Below are 17835 nucleotides of genomic sequence, written 5' to 3'. Positions count from 1 at the left end.
CACGCCGCAGCGTGGCGCCCCTACTCGTGGTCTTCCGCCCTGTCGAACCGTTGCGCTGTGGGGCGATGAAAAAAAGTAGACAGAACGTGTCTGGTTTCGGAGGCAGGCTGACCGCTCGGCCATGAGCGCGGAGCGGAGGAGAGTGCGGTGCGCGGGGAGCTGGTGGTACGCGGGGGGCGGGAGAACAACCTGCGAGGGGTGACGCTACGGGTGCCGTTGGGACGGCTGACGGTGGTGACGGGGGTGTCCGGCTCCGGGAAGTCGTCGCTGGTCTTCGACACCCTGGCGGTGGAGTCGCAGCGGCAGCTGAACGAGGTCTTCCCGTGGTTCCTGCGGAACCGGTTGCCGCGGTTCGAGCGGCCGAAGTTCGAGTTCGTGGAGAATCTGACGCCCGCGATCATCGTGGACCAGAAGCCGGTCGGCGGTGGGGCCCGGTCGACCGTGGGAACGATGACCGAGGTCAATCCCGTGCTGCGGGTGCTGTTCTCACGCTGTGGTGAGCCCAGCGCGGGGCTCTCGAACATGTACTCGTTCAACGATCCGCAGGGCATGTGCCCGAGCTGTCAGGGGCTCGGGCGAACGGTGCGGCTGGATCCGGGCATGCTGCTGGACGAGTCGAAGTCGCTCAACGAGGGCGCGATCCGGCACCCGGCCTTCGCGGTGGGGACGAACTACTGGAAGCGCTATGCGGAGGTCACGCGGTACGACGGCGCCGCCACCCCCGCCTGGGAGGACGCCGAGCTGCTGTTCGACCCGGACAAGCCGCTGCGCGACTACTCGCCGGACGAGCGTGAGCTGCTGCTGTACGGCGGCGGCTTCCGGACCCAGCGGCCGCACCGTCCGCACGGCGACGACGCGCCCCCGTCCATCGCGGTGAACGACTACGAGGGGCTGGTGCCCCGCTTCACCCGCCGCTTCATCAAACCCGGGCTCGAATCGCTGAGCGAGCGGGATCGCAAGCACGCCGAGCGGGTGGTGAGCGAGGGCGTGTGCCCGGACTGCCGGGGCGCGCGGCTGAACGAGCGCGCCCTGGCCTCCCGTATCGAAGGGCAGTCGCTGGCCGACCTGTGCACCTGGGAGATCCGTGAGCTGGTGGGGTGGCTGGCGGACGCCAAGGTGGCGCGCGACCCCGTGGGCGGGCCCGCTGTGGCGGCCGCATCGGCAGCCCTGCGGCGGATCGACGCGGTGGGGCTGGGCTATCTGACGCTTGACAGGCCCACCCGGACGCTGTCGGGCGGCGAGGGGCAGCGGCTGAAGACGGTACGGCACCTGGGCAGCAGCCTCACCGGCATGACGTATCTGTTCGACGAGCCCAGCGTCGGACTGCACGCCCGCGACGTCGACCGGCTCGGCGGGCTGTTGCGGGCGCTGTGCGACAAGGGCAACACCGTGGTGATCGTCGAACACGACCGGGACGTGATCGCGCTGGCCGACCATGTGATCGACATGGGGCCGGGCGCCGGCGCGCACGGCGGGGAGATCGTGTTCGAGGGCGGCGTGGAGCAGTTGGAGCGGAGCGGAACGCTCACGGGGGAGCATTTCCGTACCCGGAAGGGCCTCAAGCCGTCGGCGCGACGCAGAACGCCCACGGGGGTGCTGCCCGTGCGGGGCGCTTCCCTGCACAACCTGCGCCAGGTGAGCGCGGACATCCCGGCCGGAGTGCTGACCGCGGTGACGGGGGTGGCAGGATCCGGCAAGAGCACCCTGGTGACGGGTGTCTTCGCCGCCGCGTATCCCGAAGCGATCGTTCTCGACCAGTCGGCGGTCGGTATCTCGCCCCGCTCGACGCCTGCGACGTACACGGAAACCTGGGAGCCGATCCGGCGGATGTTCGCCCGTGCGCACGGTGTGGAACCGGGACTGTTCAGTTTCAACTCCACCGGCGCCTGCCCCGGCTGCCAGGGACGCGGCACGGTCACGATGGACATGGCGTTCATGGACCCGGTGACCACCGTGTGCGAGGTGTGCGAGGGGCGGCGCTTCCGGGAGGAGGTTCTCTCGTACCGGGTGGCGGGCAAGAACGTCGTCGACCTGCTGGCGATGACGGTCGACGAGGCGCTGGAGCACTTCGCCGACCAGGCCGGAGGGGCCGACCAGGGTGCTCGGCTCGTACGGCGCAGGCTGGGTCCGCTGAGCGAGGTCGGTCTGGGGTATCTGACGCTCGGGCGACCGCTTTCGCACCTGTCCGGTGGTGAACGCCAGCGGATCAAGCTTGCTCATCGACTGCACGAGACCGGCAGCATCTATGTCTTCGACGAGCCCACCACCGGACTGCACATGGCCGACGTCGAGGCGCTGCTGGCGCTGCTCGACCGGCTGGTGGACGCGGGCAACACGGTCGTCGTGGTCGAACACGACCTGGATGTGGTCAAGCACGCCGACCATGTGATCGACATCGGTCCGGAAGCGGGCGCGAACGGCGGGCAGGTCGTTTTCGCGGGGACACCCGAAGAACTGGCGCGCACCGCCGACACCCATACGGCGGAGTATCTGCGGCGCGCCCTGCCCGAGTGACGGCCACGCCAGGAGGGGAGCGGACGAGCCGCCCCGGCAGCGATCGGGTCGGCCTGGCGGGAGGGGCAGTGACCGCGTGACGACCCGCCGGGCGATGAGTTCCGCCGTGCCGGATGGTCCGTATCCACGGAGGCTGTTGTCTACGAGCGCCTTACAGGGCCTACAGGGCCTACGGGACCTACGGACCTACGGGACTTGCAGGACCTTGCGAGTGCCTAAGGCCCCGCGGAGTGCCCAGGGGCCCCTACGAGTGTCTGCGGGACTCCACGGGCGGCTCGGATGTGCGGGCGGCAGCATGGTCTGCGGAGCAGGAGGCGAGCGATATGACGGACGGTGGGAACAGCGCGCCGGGCACGGGCATCGGGGCCGGTCCGGGAGGGGGCGCGGACTCGCCCGTCGATCTGCGCCCCGCGGCGCGCCGCACGGCGGCCCTCGTGACCCGGGTGGAGGACGCCCAGCTCGACGACCCCACCCCCTGCACCGAGTTCGCCGTACGCGACCTGCTGCGGCACATCGGGAACCTCGCTGTGGGGCTGCAGTACACGGCGCGCAAGGAGTTGGGGGAGGTCACCGCAGCCGCGCCGGGCAGTGCGGGGGATCAGCCCCTGCCGGACGACTGGCGCGAGCGACTGCCGCACCAGCTCGCCGATCTGGCGGTCGCCTGGTCGGCACCGGGCGCCTGGACCGGCACCACCCAGGCCGGCGGTTTCACCCTGACGGGTACGGAGGGCGGTCTGGTCACACTGGACGAGCTCGTCGTGCACGGCTGGGATCTGGCGCGGGCCACCGGTCAGCGCTACGACGTGGACGAGGAGAGTCTGCGGGCAGTCCACGGCTTCCTGGCGGGGGCTGTCGAGGAGGACGGGGAACAGGGGATCTTCGGGCAGATCGTCCATGTCGGCAAGGACGCTCCACTGCTCGACCAGGTGGTGGGCCTCGCCGGCCGGGACCCGGGGTGGCGCTCTCCCGCTGCGTGACGGCTACGCCCCGCTCCGTTCCGCCCGCCCCTCGGGCAGCTCCCAGGGTGGCGACCACGGTCTACCCCGGGGCGAGCCGTCCCGCGTGGCGGGACGCTGAGGCCACGGTCGAGCGGGCCTCGTGCTCCGGCAGGCCGAGGGCGACGGCCGCCCGGATCAAGGGCTCCGCAAGGCTGTCGCCCCGGCCGCTCTCGTAGGCCCGGCAGGCGGCCCAGAACAGCCGTGCGTTGCGCTGGCCCACTGGTGCGCCCCGGACGAAGCGCACCAGCGCGGCGCCGCCGTCCGATCCGCCCGGCCCCTGAGAGCCTCCTTGCCCTCCCGTCGCGGCCCTGCCGCCCGGCCTGTCGTCGCGTTCCGGTGGAGGCGGCAGCAGCAGCGCGAGCAGTGCCCGGGGCACGGGAGCGGGCGGCATGGTTCCCCGGCCGGGGGCGAGCCGGTAGGTGCCGCCTGCGGTGACGGAGCCCGGCCCGACGAGATAGCCGCCGGTACCGCGTACGTCGATACCGGGGGCCAGCCGTCCCACCGAGTTGGGTACCGCTGTGTCCGCCGGGCCGCGCAGCCACAGATGGCGGCCTCCGCTGGGAGTGAGCACCGTGGTGGTCGCCGGAACCACGAAGCCGTGTGCGGCGGCGAGCCGTTCGAGGGCGCCCTGTGGGTCGATGCCGTGCTTCACGTCGAGATCGAGCCCGAGAAGGTGCAGCGGCGGGCGCCCGCAGGCGATTCCGTAACCGGTGGCCCACGGCGCGGCGGCGAAGAGGGCGCGCACCCGGGCGGGGTCACACGTGGCGTCGTACACGCCGTGACCGAGCAGTCCGCACTCGCCGCGACAGGGGCGCTCCGGGGGCGCCGTGGGTTCGTCCGGGCGGCCCGGTGGGGGGTGGTCCGGGGTGGCGGGGGAGCGCGGGACGGCGTGCGGCAGACCGTGTGCGCGGTGCGGAGAGCGCAGAGCCGGGAGCTTGGTGCGGGAGAGCGGCAGCACGGCGAGTCCCCGTTCGGCGGCGGCCAGTGCGTGCGCGAGAGCGAGGGAGCCCATCCCCCCAGCGTCGTACGGCAGTTCGGAGCAGCAAAGGCCCTGAGGGGCTCGTCTTTTCCCGTATCGAACGCGCATGAGCGGGTCGCGAGTGCGGTGGTGCGGCGGACGGGGAGCGAAGGGGGGAAAGGGTGGGGTTGGGGGCGTACGGGAGGTTTATCGACACGTCGTCATACGTGCGGGGGAAAGACGCGGCCTGGGCGAATCCCTGCCCGCCGCCTTGGGCAACTCTGGACCCGCGACGTCGCAAGCGAAGCCGGAGGCAGCAGGCCAACTGTCTGCGGCAGCAACGCACTTCCGGTGCAGCGTCCCTCGGGGCGCACTTACCGTTCCTGGAGGAATGAACATGGCACGCATCCGTACCGCCCGCGTCATCGCGGCTGCCGCCGCCCTTCCGTTCGCTGTCGCCGTCATGTCCGGCGTGGCACAGGCGGACAACGGCTCCCTCGCGGACGACGGATCGAACTCCAACGCGAGCTCCAGCGCTCAGGTGCAGGGCGCGGTGGGCAACGGGAACAACACCAACAACGCCAACAACGCCACCGTCAACGGAAACGGCGCTGTCGTGAACCAGCTCAACGAGACGCACAACGAGACCGCCACCATCGTCTTCCGCAACCTGTGGTGACCGGCCTGCCGACGCCCGGGAGCTGACAGGAGACAGCCGGACGAACTGACGGAAGACGAACAGACGGGTCAACCGGCCCGAAGGGCCGGACGCTCATGGGGATGGGCTGAGGCCGTGCGTCCGCGACGCTGTCGCGGGCGCACGGTCGTCTCTGCGCCTTTGCTGCACAGCCGTTGGCGCCGTCGGCCGGTGGCATCGCGCCGGTGGCGCCGTCGGCCGTTCGCACCGTCGACCGGTGGCACCGCCGACCCGTGGCGCCACCGACTGCCGACGCCACCGGCTGTTGACACTGCTCCGGAACTGACGGACAGTCAGGTAATGCGTTTCGCCCTGAAGGAGCCGCAGCACCGCTTCCGCGCCGGACCGTGCGCGCACACCTGCGCGTCGATGCCCCGGCCCGCACGGCCGAACAAAGCCGCAGCAGCCCGGATCGACATGTCCGGTGGCGGAGTGCGCGAGGTTCCACAGGAGAGCGTCGCCACGGCGCGGCTCGGCGTGCGGCGGGCGCGGCGGTGAGCGCGGCGATGAGCGCCGGGAACGGTGCCGGGCCACGGGCGGTGCCCGGTGAGAGGGAGACCGATGAGCCCGACGCGCTGTATGAGCGGCTGTGCGCGTACGCGGGCCGACCGGCGGCTGCCTCGGCGCCCGGCCGGGACCCGGTCAACGAGCCGATGATCCGGCACTGGTGCGAGGCGCTGGGCCACCCCGTACCGCCCGACGGCTCGGCGCCCGCGACGATGCTCCAGGTCTGGACGATGGCCGGTCTCGCGGGGCCTGGCTCCGGCCGTTCGGGGGCGTACGGAGAGCTGCTCGCCACGCTGGACGGTGCGGGCTACAGCTCGGTCGTCGCGACCGACTGCGAACAGGAATACATACGTCCGTTGCGTCCAGGGGACGAGATCACCTTCGACGCGGTGATCGACTCCGTCTCCCCCCGCAAGACGACCAAGCTGGGCACCGGCTACTTCGTGACGACACGGATGGAGGTGCGGGTCGGCGCCGCACTCGCCGGAACACACCGCTTCCGGATCCTCAAGTACCGCCCGGCGCGGCGCCGGACGGGCGAGTCGGGCTCCGCCGCCGACAGGGCAAGGGAAAGTCCTCCGGAGAGGCCGCGGGGAATTCCGCTGCGGCCCCGGCCTGTCGTCAACCGGGACAACGCGGGCTTCTGGGAGGGCGTCCAGCGGCACCAGTTCCTCTTCCAGCGCTGCGCGACGTGCGCCGTTCCACGCTTCCCGTGGCTGCCCGGCTGCAACGCCTGCGGGTCCGCCGAGTGGCGGGCCGTCGCGGCCTTTGGGCACGGCACCGTCTACTCGTACGTCGTCATGCACCACCCGCCCTTCCCGGCCTTCGACCCGCCGTACGCGGTGGCTTTGGTCGAGCTCGACGAAGGGGTGCGGGTCATCAGCAACGTGACCGGGGTGCGCCACGACCAGGTGCGGATCGGGATGCCGGTCGAGCTGGAGTTCCTGCGGGTGGACGACGACCTGGAACTGCCCGTCTTCCGTGGAGCGGCCTGATCAATCTGACCGGAAGGCGTCGTCGAAGGGAGGCAGGAGTTGTGATGTCACACACCGAAGTTCCGATGTCACACGCCGACGCCCGCTCACGTACTCCGGCCGTGCCGTCGGCGTGGCCGGAGGAGGGCGACCAGCTGCCGCCGTCGGAGATCCCGGTGACCCGCACCCTCATCGTCTCCGGCGCCCTGGCCTCGCGGGACTTCCAGGACGTGCACCACGACACCGAGGCGGCACACCACAAGGGCTCCCCCGACATCTTCATGAACATCCTGACGACCAACGGACTGGTGGGCAGGTACGTCGTCGGATGGGCGGGTCCGTACGCCGTGCTGCGCAAGGTCGCCGTCCGACTGGGGGCGCCCAACTATCCGGGCGACACCATGGCACTGTCCGGACACGTCACCGCAGTCACGCCTCCGGACCCTGACGCGCCGGAGGGCGAAGGCGCCACTGTCGAGATCGCCGTACGGGGCACCAACCGGCTCGGCGACCACGTCACCGGCACGGTCACCGTCACCCTCCGGGAGCCCCCGGCCGGGCAGCAGGACGCTCCCCCGTCGGCCAGTACACCGAAGCGGACAGCCGCTCATGTGACCGAGCGGGAAGCCGACCCGGGAGGTGGCACCGCATGAGCCTCCGGAAGGCCGACGCTCTCGGCGGCCGTGCTGCCGTCGTCGGCATCGGTGCGACGGAGTTCTCCAAGGACTCGGGGCGCAGCGAGCTGAAGCTCGCCGTGGAAGCCGTGCGGGCGGCCCTGGACGACGCCGGTCTGGCGCCGGGTGACGTGGACGGCATGGTCACCTTCACCATGGACACCAGCCCCGAGATCACGGTCGCGCAGGCGGCGGGGATCGGGGAGCTGTCGTTCTTCTCACGGGTGCACTACGGGGGCGGTGCGGCCTGTGCGACCGTGCAGCAGGCAGCGCTGGCGGTCGCCTGCGGTCTGGCGGAGACGGTCGTGTGCTACCGGGCCTTCAACGAGCGCTCCGGGCGGCGCTTCGGTTCGGGTGTGCAGCAGCGCGAGCCGTCGGCGGAGGGCGCGGCGCTCGGCTGGTCGCTGCCGTTCGGGCTGCTGACACCCGCCTCCTGGGTTGCCATGGCGGCGCAGCGCTATCTGCACACCTACGGTCTGCCGCCCGAGGTGTTCGGGCACGTCGCGGTGGTGGACAGGAAGTACGCGGCCACCAACCCGGCTGCCTACTTCTACGGCAAGCCGCTCACCCTGGCCGAGCACGCCGCCTCACGCTGGATCGTGGAGCCGCTGCGGCTGCTGGACTGCTGCCAGGAGACCGACGGCGGCCAGGCGCTGGTCGTCACCTCTGCCGAACGCGCCCGCGACCTGCCGCACCGGCCCGCCCTGATCACGGCCGCCGCCCAGGGCGCCGGCCGGGGCCAGGAGCAGATGACGAGCTTCTACCGCGACGAGCTGACCGGACTGCCCGAGATGGGCGTCGTGGCGCGGCAGCTGTGGCGCACCAGCGGGCTGGGGGCGCAGGACATCGACGTGGCTGTGCTGTACGACCACTTCACACCGTTCGTGCTGATGCAGCTGGAGGAGTTCGGCTTCTGCGCGCGTGGCACAGGAGCGGACTTCGTCGCCGCGGGGTCCCTGCCGCTCAACCCGCACGGCGGGCAGCTGGGGGAGGCGTATCTGCACGGCATGAACGGCATCGCCGAAGCGGTGCGCCAGCTACGCGGTACTGCCGTCAACCAGGTTGACGACTGTGCGCGAGTGCTCGTCACGGCGGGCACCGGCGTACCGACCTCCGGGCTGCTGCTGACCCGTTGAGCATCGGGCAGATGGCTGAACCCCGGCATGCGGTGGGCGTGTCTGACCGGCTCTACGGGTCTCGGCTCGTTCACTCGGCCCATGGCGACCAAAAATCAGATGATGAGACGGGCGGCCCTGCTGTCGGCCGCGCTCGCCACCGTGCTCACCGGGGGCGCTGTCCCCGCCTCCGGTGTGGAACCCGCCCCTCCCGGCCCGGCCACCAGCCGTCCCGCGACGGCCACCCCGGACGGCACCGCCCCGGCAGACGGCACCACAGCGCCGACCGGTGACGCTCCGCCCCCGGGCGAGCCGGCCCACCCGGGCGGGCCCGCCACCTCCACAGGGGACCCCGGCGGCGATCCGACCGGCGGTCCGGCCGGCGAGCCTGGCGGCGCGAGAGGGATGACCGACCCGGCAGCACCCGACGCGCCGGCCGACCCGACCGCACCCGGCTCCGCGGGCGTACCGGGGGACCAGCCCTCGCTCGTGCGGGGCGACCCCCGCGACTTCGGGGCGCACATCTTCCAGGGCAACGCCTTCGACACCTGCCAGGCACCCTCGGCGGCCACCATGCGGGCGTGGCACGGGACCTCGCCGTTCGGTGCCGTCGGTGTCTACATCGGCGGCCGTGGCAGGGCGTGCCCGAAGCAGAAGCATCTGAGCCCGGACTGGGTGCGCAGCGTCGACCAGCAGGGCTGGAAGCTGCTGCCGATCTACGTCGGCTCCCAGTCCCCCTGCGTCATCGCCAAGAACAAGCGCAAGGTCCGGATGTCCAGCAAGGACCCCTACGGGCAGGGCAAGCGGGAGGGTCTGGACGCGGTACGCCAGGCGCAGCATCTCGGGATGGGCAAGAGCAGCGCCGTCTACCTCGACATGGAGGCGTACCGGTACAAGCGCAAGAGCTGCGCCGACACCACGCTGCGCTTCATCCAGGGCTGGAACAGCGCGGTGCGTGCCCAGGGGTACGTCGCGGGCTACTACAGCAGCGCCAACTACGGCATCGCGCACCTGGAGAAGGCCCGCGCGGCGGGGGCGCGGGGACTGCCCACGGCCGTCTGGTTCGCCCGCTGGCGGACGCGGCCGTCGGTGGACGGGGAGAAGAATCTGCATCCCCGGGCATGGCAGCCGCACCGCCGCATCCACCAGCACACGGGCAATGTGAAGCGCACCTACGGCGGGCACACGGTGCACATCGACCAGAACCTCGTGGATGCCCCGGTGGCGGTCGTCGGATGAGGCCACCAGGCGCACCCTGATCCGCCTGGTGGATGCTCTCCACCTTCAGGAGGTGTAGTTAGCACCACCACTACACCCTGAGGCGGACTCGGCATCGGGACCTTGGGGCGATCCGGGGAGGCCGGGCGACTCATAGCGTGGATGCCATGACCACGCCTGGGACAGTTCGGACTCCCCGGACCACCAATGCGAAGCACGCGCGGTCCCTTGCGATGCAGCCAGGCTCCGGGGGACAGCCACTGACGTTCACCTCCTATGTGCGAGCCAGGGGGCCGGTGCTGCTGCGCACGGCCCGCTCCCTGACCGCCAACCCCAGCGACGCCGAGGACCTGCTCCAGACGGCGCTGACCAAGACCTATCTGGCCTGGGAGCGAATAGAGGACCACCGCGCGCTGGACGGCTACGTCCGCCGGGCGCTGGTCAACACCCGCACCTCGCAGTGGCGCAGGCGCAAGGTGGACGAGTTCTCCTGCGAGGAGCTGCCGGAGCCCGATCCGCTGCCCGCCCCCGACCCCGCCGAGCAGCAGGCCGTACGGGACGCCATGTGGCGTGCCGTGCTCAAGCTGCCCGCCCGGCAGCGTGCCATGGTGGTGCTGCGCTACTACGAGGACCTGAGCGAGATCCAGACGGCCGAGGTGCTCGGGGTCTCCGTCGGCACGGTCAAGAGCGCCGTCTCGCGTGCCCTGGCCAAACTGCGGGAGGACCCGCAGCTGGCAGCGGACGTTCGCGCGGACGCCCCCATGGACGGGCGCGTGGACGGACGCGGGGCGGGGCACGGCTCCCTGGATCAGGAGCCTCTCGCGGCCTGAGGGCGCTGTCGTCGCCGCCATCGCCGTCGCCGTCGCGTACGGCACCGGATCGGCGGCGGGGCCGGGGCGAGGCGGGTTCCGGAGCCGGGCCGGAGCGATGACCGGCCGGACCGGCCGGACCGGCCGGGCACCGGGCGAGGAGAGGGAGCGGGGCCGGACCGGGCAAGGGTCGGTCACGGATCGGGCCGGCAGCGGACAACTATCCGGTACGGATCGGTACAGGACCCCGTGACATACCGAGCGGTCGGTGGCAGGCTTCCGCGGAACCGGCGCATTACCCGTGCGTACGACCGCACCTGCGCGTGACCGCTCCGGCGGGCACGCCCGTGCGTGACCGCATGCGGCATGCGTCTGCTCCGCGTATCCACCGCTCAAGGGGAGGCCCCGGTGCTGAGCACGATGCAGGACGACGTACCGCTGACCATCTCGCGCATCCTGCGCCACGGGATGACCGTTCACGGGGACGCGCGGATCACCACGTGGACAGGCGAGGCGGAGCCGCACCGCACCACGTTCCGTGCGACCGGCGAGCGCGCCGCACAGCTCGCGCACGCCCTCCGCGACGAGCTGGGCATAGGCGCGGAGGACCGGGTCGCCACACTCATGTGGAACAACTCGTCCCATGTCGAGGCGTACTTCGCGATCCCCTCCATGGGCGCCGTACTCCACACCCTCAATCTGCGGCTGCCCGCCGAACAGCTCGTCTTCATCGTCAACCACGCGGCCGATCGCGTCATCCTCGTCAACGGCACCCTGCTGCCCCTGCTGGCGCCGCTGCTGCCCCGTCTGCAGACGGTCGAGCACGTCGTCGTCGTCGGCCCGGGCGACACCTCGGTGCTGGAGGGCTGCACCCCACAGGTGCACGAGTACGAGCAACTGCTGGCCGGGCGCCCCACCTCCTACGACTGGCCGGAGCTGGACGAGCGCGCCGCAGCGGCCATGTGCTACACCTCCGGCACCACCGGTGACCCCAAGGGCGTCGTCTACTCGCACCGCTCGGTCTATCTGCACTCCATGCAGGTCAACATGGCCGAGTCGATGGGCCTGACCACCGCCGACACCACGCTTCCGGTCGTCCCGATGTTCCATGTGAACGCCTGGGGACTGCCGCACGCCGTCTTCATGACCGGCGTCAGCATGCTGATGCCCGACCGCTTTCTGCACCCCGGGCCGCTCGCCGAGATGATCGCGGCCGAGCGGCCCACCCACGCCGCCGCCGTCCCCGTCATCTGGCAGGGCCTGCTGGAGGAGCTGGCCGCCACCCCGCGCGACATCTCCAGCCTCAAGACCGTCACCATCGGCGGCTCCGCCTGCCCACCGAGCATGATGCGGGCCTTCGAGGATCTGCACGGTGTACGGGTCTGCCACGCCTGGGGGATGACCGAGACCTCCCCGCTGGGCAGCCTCGCTCACCCGCCCGGTGGCCTTACCCCGGAGGAGGAGTGGCCGTACCGGATCACCCAGGGCCGCTTCCCCGCCGGTGTGGAGGCCCGCCTGGCGGCCCCGGGTGGCGGCTTCGCGCCCTGGGACGGCGCCTCGCCGGGCGAACTGGAGGTGCGCGGCCCGTGGATCGCCGCCGCCTACTTCGGCGGAGTGGGCGAGGAGCCGCTGCGCCCCGAGGAGAAGTTCAGCCCGGACGGCTGGCTTCGCACCGGCGATGTCGGCGTCATCAGCCCGGACGGCTATCTGACGCTCACCGACCGTGCCAAGGACGTCATCAAGTCCGGCGGCGAGTGGATCTCCTCCGTCGAGCTGGAGAACGCGCTGATGGCGCACGAGGCGGTCGCGGAGGCCGCCGTCGTCGCCGTCACCGACGAGAAGTGGGGCGAGCGCCCGCTGGCCGGCGTCGTCTTCAAGGAGGGCCACGACCCCGTGCCCTACGAGGAACTGCGCACCTTCCTCGGCAAGACCATCGCCCGCTGGCAGCTTCCCGAGCGCTGGGTCACCCTCGACGTCGTACCGAAGACGAGCGTGGGGAAGTTCGACAAGAAGGTACTGCGCCGCCAGTACGCGGCGGGCGAGCTGGATGTGACCAAGCTGGGCTGAGGCCGTCGCGCCGCTGCCGGAACGCGGGAGCCGTGCCTGTTTCGGGAGGCGGGGTCGGTGCCACGAGGCCTTGGACCCGGAGGCTCCGGCACCACCGGGCGCGGCCCCAGGCGCGGCCCCGGGTTCGCGCCGGGCGCGGCTGCGGGCTCGGCCGCCGCTTTTCGGCGGCCGGTCAGTGCGCGCCGATCTTCGTCAGCAGGTCGACGATCCGCGACTGCACCTCCGGACTGGTGGACCGCTCGGCCAGGAACAGCACCGTCTCGCCCGAAGCCAGCCGCGGCAGTTCGCCGGGGTCCAGGTCGGCCGAGGTGTAGACGACGAACGGGGTGCGGTTGAGCATCCCGTTCACCCGCAGCCAGTCGATGATCCCCGCGCGCCGCCGCCGTACCTGCATCAGGTCCATCACGACGAGGTTCGGCCGGATCTGGCCGGCCACATGCACCGCCTCCGAGTCCGTCGGCGCGTGCGCGACCTGCATACCGCGCCGCTCCAGGGTCGCCGCGAGTGCCGCGGCGATCGCCTGCTGCTCCTCGACCAGCAGCACCCTGGGCGGATGCTGCTCGCTGTCGCGCGGGGCCAGTGCCTTCAGCAGCACAGCGGGATCGGCACCGTAGGCGGCCTCGCGGGTGGCCTGTCCCAGCCCCGCAGTCACCAGTACGGGTACCTCGGCCGCGACCGCCGCCGTACGCAGCGACTGCAGCGCCGTCCTGGTGATCGGCCCCGTCAGCGGGTCGACGAACAGCGCGGCCGGGTAGGCCGCGATCTGCGCGTCCACCTCCTCGCGCGAGTGCACCAGTACGGGACGGTAGCCGCGTTCGGAGAGCGCCTGCTGGGTGGAGACGTCCGGCTCCGGCCAGACCAGCAACCGCCGCGGGTTGTCGAGCGGCTCGGGCGGCAGCTCGTCGTCCATGGCGTGCGGCGGCACACCGAAGCCCCGCCCGTCCGTCATCTCCACGGGACTGTCCGGCCCGTCCAGCGGCTCCGGCCCCTCGGTCACCTCGGTACCCGGTGCGCCGCCGGACGCGCCGACGGTGAACTCCTGAGGACCGGGCCGGGGCATGGGCATCGGCCCCGGCATCGGACCGGGCTGCCCGGCCCCCTGCCCCTGCCCGGGCCCCTGTCCGGATCCCTGTTCCTGGCCGGCTGGCTGTCGTAGGGCGGGGGGCTGCGCCTGTGAGCGGGGGGCCGCATCCGGTGCCGGGCCGGACCTGGGCAACTGTCCCGGGGCCTGGCCCGGTACCGGTCCCGGCAGCTGCCCCGGCGGATTCCCCGCGGCTCCGTGCTGGGCACCCTGGTCCGCCTGCCCGGGCCCGGCAGTCCACGGCTGAGCCTGACCGGGTGCGGTCGCCATCGCTGAGCCGGGCTGCGGCCGGCCGGTCGGGGCTGTCCCCGGCGGAGCGGCCTGCTCCGCGGGGATCGCACCGTGCTCGACCTGCCCCGGTGCGGAGCCGGATCCTCCGGACTGTCCGGCCTGTCCGCCCTGTGGCCCGGTGTGCGGGGCCTCGGCCGACCAGGCGGTGTCGCTCTGGGGCGGACCGGAAGGAGCGCCGCCTTGCGCCCGCTCCTCGGGCGTCGCCAGCTTCCGGCGACGGCCGGAGCCGGGAGGCGGTGCCGCTCCCGCCGCTCCCGCCGGAGCAGCAGGAGTGGGCGGATTGCCGGTGGCGGACGGTGCGGAAGGGCTGGAGGGGGTGGACGGTATGGCGGAAGCGGCCGACGGTGTCGTGGACTGCGCCGGAGGCCACTGCTGAGCGGCGGCGGCCGTCTGCTCCGCCATCCGCTCGGCGAACGGCACGCCCTGCCCCAGCGTTCGTACGCGGGGGCCGGGTTCGGCGCCGTACGGGCCCGAGGGCGCGCCCTGCCGACCCGGCTGTCCGGGCTGTCCGGCCTGCACGTGCTGTTCCTGCTGGCCGTGCTGTCCCTGCCGGCCCTGCTGACTCTGTGGTGCCTGTGTCTGTGGCGGTGTCTGTGGCTGTGGTTGTTGGAGTGCTCCGCCGCCCAGGATCGGACTGGCGGCGACGACGGAGGATTCCCCCCGCTGCGGAGGGCCGCTCTCCTGTTGCGCTTCGGGGGCGCTCGCGTCCGGGTTCGCGCCTCCCTCGGCGGTCGCGGGCGGCATCCCGCCAGGCATGGCACTGCTCGCGGCCTGTGCGGCGTACTGGTCGTAGCCCGGGTCCGACGGGACGGCTTGCTCCGCCTCCGCCGACGAAGGGCCCTCCTGCGAGGGAGCGGGTGGGAGGGCGAACGGCGCGTGGTGCGGGCCCTGCTGGGCCGCGGCCTCCGCCTGGGCCCGCGCGCGGGCGGCCGCGATGCGCCGTGCCCGGCGTCCTCCCCCGGCAGGCGTCAGCTCCAGACCACCGGAGGCCTCCCCGACCTCACCGGTCTGTCCGCTCTCCGCGCCGCCCGCTTCCTGCTGACTCGGTACCTGCGCCGCCAGGCCGTCCTGAGCTGTCTCCGCGCCCGGAGACGGGGGCGCGGAGGAGTGCCCGGAGACGTGCGGGTCCTCCGGGCGCTCGCCCAGCGCGCGCCGCGCACGCCGACCCGAGCCCTGCGCGGGCACGGTCGCGGGCACGCCTTCTCCTGAGCTTTCCGAGCCGCCTGTTCCGCCCGAGGGGAGTTCGAGAGCACCGGACGCGGTACGGGCGCCGGGCTGTCCGCCGACGGCCGCCTGCTCGTGCTGCTCGGCCGGGCTCGGCCGCCCGCGCCGTCGCCCGGTGGGCCGGGGCATGGCCGCAGCGTCCTCGTACGCCCCTTCTCCGTACGGGGCCTGCTGGTACGGGGCTCCCTGTGCGGGAACCGGGGCGATCGGACGGCCGTGCGGCGCGGCCGACGTGTGCTCCGCGGGCGGCGGGGCCGGATGCGTACCGGTTCCCGGCTGTTCGCTTTCCGCGGTGGGGCGCGCGGGGCCCAGTGCACGCGGTCCCGCTTCATGCCGCGCCTGGCCACCACCGTCACCGTGACCGCCACCATCACCGTGACCGTGACTGTGCCCGCCATGGCGGCCGTCACCGCCTCCGTGGCGGTCACCGCTGCCGGTGGCCGCGGACGGTCCCGGCCCCAGTTCGATGCTCTGCCGAGGGTCGGGAACCGGAGCGAGCGCGCCCGCCGGCTGCCGTGGGTCCGCCACCGGCTCCAGGGCGGCCGCCGATACGCCCTCGCCGGTGCCGTGCCCGCGCTCCGCGCCCCCGGCCTGCCCCGTTTGCTCCGTATGCTGCGACTGCCCGGCCTGCTGAGCCTGCCCGACCTGTCCGGCCGGGTCCGGGCCTGCGCCGCGACCTCCGTCGCCGCTCTCCTGCGCGTGCCCCGCCGTCCCCCGCGCCGGGGCGGACGGCACCGGCATCACCGTCGTCTCGCCGCGCTCGGTACCGGGCACGACGCTCGGCACCCCGAAGGCCCCGTCCTCGCCGCCCTGCGAGCCGTTCCCGGGGGAGCGGCTGCCGCCCCGGGCGTGGCTCCCGCTCCGCCCGCGCGCGTGACCGCCGCCGCCCGTCGAGTCGTCACTGCTCGCCGCACGGCCACCTGTGGAGCGGCCCGCACCGGTCGAACCGTCCCGGTCCTGCCGGCCCGAGCCGCCCGTGCTGTCGGCGCCGATGCCGCCGCCCGTGCTGTCCGTACCGCCCGTACCGCTGGTGTCGCCGGGGCCGGGCCTGCGGGCCCGGCTGCCGGACTGGCGCGTCGTGTTGCCGACCGCCTTGACCGGGACCTCCAGCACATACGCGCTGCCGCCCGCCGAGCCGGGCACCTCATGTGTCTGGAGAACGCCGCCGTGCCGGGTGACGATGCCGCGCACCAGCGGCTCGTGCACCCGGCTGCCGCCGCTGTGCGGGCCGCGCACCTCGACGCGTACGACCTCGCCGCGCTGGGCGGCGGCCACCACGATCGTCGGGTCGACGCCGGGCGGCGGCGCCGAGGTCGTACGACCCGTCGCGTCCACACCCGCCACATCCGCGATCAGATGCGCCAGCGCCACAGCGAGCCGTTCCGGGTCCACCTCGGCCTCGATGGGCGGCGCGTGCACGGCGAACTGGGCGCGCCCCGGGCCGATCAGCTCGGTGGCACCCTCGACACCGGCGGAGACCACCGCGTCCATCGGCACCGGCTCGGTCCGCAGCCGCTCCTGGCCTGCGTCCAGCCGCTGGTAGCCGAGGACGTTGTCGACCAGCGTCGTCATCCGGGCGTAGCCCGCCGACAGATGGTGGAGGATCTGGTTCGCCTCCGGCCACAGCTGCGCCGCCGGGTCGGAGGTCAGCCCGGACAGCTCCTGGCGCAACTCCTCCAGCGGACCGCGCAGCGACTCCTCCAGTACGGCGCGCAACTGCGTCTGCCTGGCCGCTACGGCGTCGTAGGGGCGCCGGTCGGCGAACGTCAACACCGCGCCGACCAGCTGTTCGCCGTCCCGTACCGGTGCCGTCGTCATGTCGACCGGCACCGCCTGCCCGTCCTTCGCCCACAGCACCTGCCCGGCCCGCACCCGGTGCTTGCGGCCCGAGCGCAGGGTGTCGGCCAGCGGGGTCTCCTCGAACGGGAGGGGGCTGCCGTCGGGGCGTGAGTGGTGCACGAGGGGGTGCAACTGCCGGCCGCCGAGGTCGCTGGCGCGGTAGCCGAGGATCTGGGCCGCCGCCGGATTGACGAGCACCACCCGCCCCTCGGCGTCCACCCCTACGACGCCCTCCGAGGCGGCGCGCAGGATCATCTCCGTCTGACGCTGCTGCCGCGCCAGTTCGGCCTCGGTGTCCAGGGTGCCGGTCAGATCGCGTACGACGAGCATCAGCAGTTCGTCGCCCGTGTAACCGCCACCGCCCGGATGGTCGGCGAAGGCGGCCTCGAACGCGGAGGCGTACGGCGTCCTTCCGTCCTCGAGGTTGGCGCTGGTCACCTCGACCGGGAACTCGCTGCCGTCCGTACGCCGCGCCACCATCCGGGTCGGCTTCTGGCGGCCCTGCGTCTGTGCGGCCTCGTCCGGCCGCCGCATCGAGCCCGGGATGCGCTTCGAGTCGAACTCGGGCAGCAGGTCGAGCAGTCCACGCCCCACCAGCGCCGTGCCCGGCGTCTCGAAGGTCTCCAACGCGATGGCGTTGGCGTTCACCACTGTGCCGTTGCAGTTCACCAGGAGGAGCGCGTCGGGCAGTGCGTCGAGTATGGCGGCGAGGCGAGCAGCGCCTCGGGATGGCCTGCTGCTCACGGCGACAATTCCCTCCTGCTGACCTCAGGTGCTCGTGACCTTCCGCCCGTTTCTTCCCTGTTGGTCCGGTCAGGTCACGGCTGCCAGTCTGCCGTTCACCCCGGGCGTGCCACTAGGGGGAGTCT

At 72.7% G+C, this 17835-nt stretch carries 12 protein-coding genes; 10 read left to right on the top strand and 2 right to left on the bottom strand.

Annotation, left to right across the window (positions count from 1 at the left end; translation table 11 throughout):
- Positions 1 to 147 precede the first annotated feature (147 nt).
- Both JW613_RS28765 and JW613_RS28760 read left to right on the top strand, forming a co-directional pair.
- Positions 148 to 2514, top strand: coding sequence for an excinuclease ABC subunit UvrA (locus JW613_RS28765; protein WP_209213794.1), 2367 nt, complete (start codon positions 148 to 150; stop codon positions 2512 to 2514).
- Positions 2515 to 2837: 323 nt separating this feature from the next.
- Positions 2838 to 3491 (top strand): TIGR03086 family metal-binding protein, encoded by a 654-nt coding sequence (locus JW613_RS28760; RefSeq protein WP_209213793.1) that lies wholly within the window; start codon positions 2838 to 2840, stop codon positions 3489 to 3491.
- A gap of 61 nt (positions 3492 to 3552) precedes the next feature.
- Here the strand turns inward: JW613_RS28760 and JW613_RS28755 are convergent, their stop codons facing one another.
- Entirely contained in the window at positions 3553 to 4524 is a 972-nt protein-coding gene (locus tag JW613_RS28755; RefSeq protein WP_209213792.1) for a bifunctional DNA primase/polymerase, read from the bottom strand.
- 343 nt (positions 4525 to 4867) lie between these two features.
- Here JW613_RS28755 and JW613_RS28750 point away from each other — a divergent pair, with 343 nt between their 5' ends.
- From JW613_RS28750 to JW613_RS28715, 8 genes are all read left to right on the top strand, one after another.
- The gene (locus JW613_RS28750; RefSeq protein ID WP_209213791.1) at positions 4868 to 5149 is read left to right on the top strand and encodes a hypothetical protein; all 282 of its coding nucleotides are present in this window, start codon (positions 4868 to 4870) and stop codon (positions 5147 to 5149) included.
- A gap of 318 nt (positions 5150 to 5467) precedes the next feature.
- The gene (locus JW613_RS28745; protein WP_209213790.1) at positions 5468 to 5665 is read left to right on the top strand and encodes a hypothetical protein; all 198 of its coding nucleotides are present in this window, start codon (positions 5468 to 5470) and stop codon (positions 5663 to 5665) included.
- An 8-nt stretch (positions 5666 to 5673) separates the two neighbouring features.
- A complete protein-coding gene (locus JW613_RS28740; RefSeq protein ID WP_209213789.1) occupies positions 5674 to 6669 on the top strand; it encodes a bifunctional MaoC family dehydratase N-terminal/OB-fold nucleic acid binding domain-containing protein in 996 nt (331 codons plus the stop codon).
- 65 nt (positions 6670 to 6734) lie between these two features.
- Positions 6735 to 7301 (top strand): MaoC family dehydratase, encoded by a 567-nt coding sequence (locus tag JW613_RS28735; protein ID WP_209213804.1) that lies wholly within the window; start codon positions 6735 to 6737, stop codon positions 7299 to 7301.
- A complete protein-coding gene (locus tag JW613_RS28730) occupies positions 7298 to 8458 on the top strand; it encodes a lipid-transfer protein (RefSeq protein WP_209213788.1) in 1161 nt (386 codons plus the stop codon). The genes JW613_RS28735 and JW613_RS28730 overlap by 4 nt, the downstream gene beginning before the upstream one ends.
- An 81-nt stretch (positions 8459 to 8539) precedes the next feature.
- The gene (locus tag JW613_RS28725) at positions 8540 to 9676 is read left to right on the top strand and encodes a glycoside hydrolase domain-containing protein (RefSeq protein WP_245226434.1); all 1137 of its coding nucleotides are present in this window, start codon (positions 8540 to 8542) and stop codon (positions 9674 to 9676) included.
- Positions 9677 to 9822: 146 nt separating this feature from the next.
- A complete protein-coding gene (locus JW613_RS28720) occupies positions 9823 to 10485 on the top strand; it encodes a SigE family RNA polymerase sigma factor (RefSeq protein WP_372448015.1) in 663 nt (220 codons plus the stop codon).
- Between the two features lie 387 nt (positions 10486 to 10872).
- Positions 10873 to 12531 (top strand): long-chain fatty acid--CoA ligase, encoded by a 1659-nt coding sequence (locus tag JW613_RS28715; protein ID WP_209213787.1) that lies wholly within the window; start codon positions 10873 to 10875, stop codon positions 12529 to 12531.
- Between the two features lie 172 nt (positions 12532 to 12703).
- Here JW613_RS28715 and JW613_RS28710 read toward each other — a convergent pair whose 3' ends face one another.
- Entirely contained in the window at positions 12704 to 17710 is a 5007-nt protein-coding gene (locus tag JW613_RS28710; RefSeq protein WP_209213786.1) for a PAS domain-containing protein, read from the bottom strand.
- Between the last annotated feature and the right edge of the window lie 125 nt (positions 17711 to 17835).

Source organism: Streptomyces smyrnaeus (assembly GCF_017676345.1).
GTDB lineage: Bacteria > Actinomycetota > Actinomycetes > Streptomycetales > Streptomycetaceae > Streptomyces > Streptomyces smyrnaeus.
Note: the sequence above shows the minus strand (reverse complement) of the source record. Positions and strands in the feature narration are given on the sequence as shown.

Excerpts from the sequence above, each read along its gene's own strand:
- JW613_RS28760 (WP_209213793.1), top strand. The coding sequence starts at position 2,838 with ATGACGGACGGTGGGAACAGCGCGCCGGGCACGGGCATCGGGGCCGGT.
- JW613_RS28755 (WP_209213792.1), bottom strand. The coding sequence starts at position 4,524 with ATGGGCTCCCTCGCTCTCGCGCACGCACTGGCCGCCGCCGAACGGGGA.
- JW613_RS28750 (WP_209213791.1), top strand. The coding sequence starts at position 4,868 with ATGGCACGCATCCGTACCGCCCGCGTCATCGCGGCTGCCGCCGCCCTT.
- JW613_RS28745 (WP_209213790.1), top strand. The coding sequence starts at position 5,468 with ATGCGTTTCGCCCTGAAGGAGCCGCAGCACCGCTTCCGCGCCGGACCG.
- JW613_RS28740 (WP_209213789.1), top strand. The coding sequence starts at position 5,674 with ATGAGCGCCGGGAACGGTGCCGGGCCACGGGCGGTGCCCGGTGAGAGG.
- JW613_RS28735 (WP_209213804.1), top strand. The coding sequence starts at position 6,735 with ATGTCACACGCCGACGCCCGCTCACGTACTCCGGCCGTGCCGTCGGCG.
- JW613_RS28730 (WP_209213788.1), top strand. The coding sequence starts at position 7,298 with ATGAGCCTCCGGAAGGCCGACGCTCTCGGCGGCCGTGCTGCCGTCGTC.
- JW613_RS28725 (WP_245226434.1), top strand. The coding sequence starts at position 8,540 with ATGGCGACCAAAAATCAGATGATGAGACGGGCGGCCCTGCTGTCGGCC.
- JW613_RS28720 (WP_372448015.1), top strand. The coding sequence starts at position 9,823 with ATGACCACGCCTGGGACAGTTCGGACTCCCCGGACCACCAATGCGAAG.